The organism is Paraburkholderia ginsengiterrae, assembly GCF_001645125.1.
Taxonomy (GTDB): domain Bacteria; phylum Pseudomonadota; class Gammaproteobacteria; order Burkholderiales; family Burkholderiaceae; genus Paraburkholderia; species Paraburkholderia ginsengiterrae.
In genome coordinates this window covers 1-448 of the sequence record NZ_LXKA01000263.1, presented here as the reverse complement: position 1 = coordinate 448, position 448 = coordinate 1, and the positions used below count along the sequence as shown (strand labels likewise).

The 448-nt window shown below is 63.4% G+C and carries 2 pseudogenes; one reads left to right on the top strand and one right to left on the bottom strand.

The window, feature by feature from the left end:
* Nucleotides 1-30 precede the first annotated feature (30 nt).
* Nucleotides 31-204, top strand: a pseudogene (locus tag A6V37_RS43045) (porin); the annotation flags it as partial.
* A 40-nt stretch (nt 205-244) separates the two neighbouring features.
* Here A6V37_RS43045 and A6V37_RS43040 read toward each other — a convergent pair.
* A pseudogene (locus A6V37_RS43040) lies at nt 245-400 on the bottom strand (porin); the annotation flags it as partial.
* Nucleotides 401-448 lie beyond the last annotated feature (48 nt).

Sequence of the window (448 nt, the reverse complement as noted above, 5' to 3'; positions counted from 1 at the left end):
AGGGGGACAGACCGCTGCTAGGGACATGGGGTGGGCCGCGCGGAGCTTGTGGCGACCAGCCAGGCGACGGCCGCCGACTCGATGGCGGCCGCAGTCGTCCACCGGAATTTGCGCGGAGCCGATAACAACGCAGTCGGCTTCCAGCTCGGTGTCGATCACAATATATCGAAGCGAACCAGCTTCTACGCGCGGGCTGGTTACATGAAGAACAATGGCAGCTCGACGTCGAGCTGCCATTGTTCTTCATGTAACCAGCCCGCGCGTAGAAGCTGGTTCGCTTCGATATATTGTGATCGACACCGAGCTGGAAGCCGACTGCGTTGTTATCGGCTCCGCGCAAATTCCGGTGGACGACTGCGGCCGCCATCGAGTCGGCGGCCGTCGCCTGGCTGGTCGCCACAAGCTCCGCGCGGCCCACCCCATGTCCCTAGCAGCGGTCTGTCCCCCT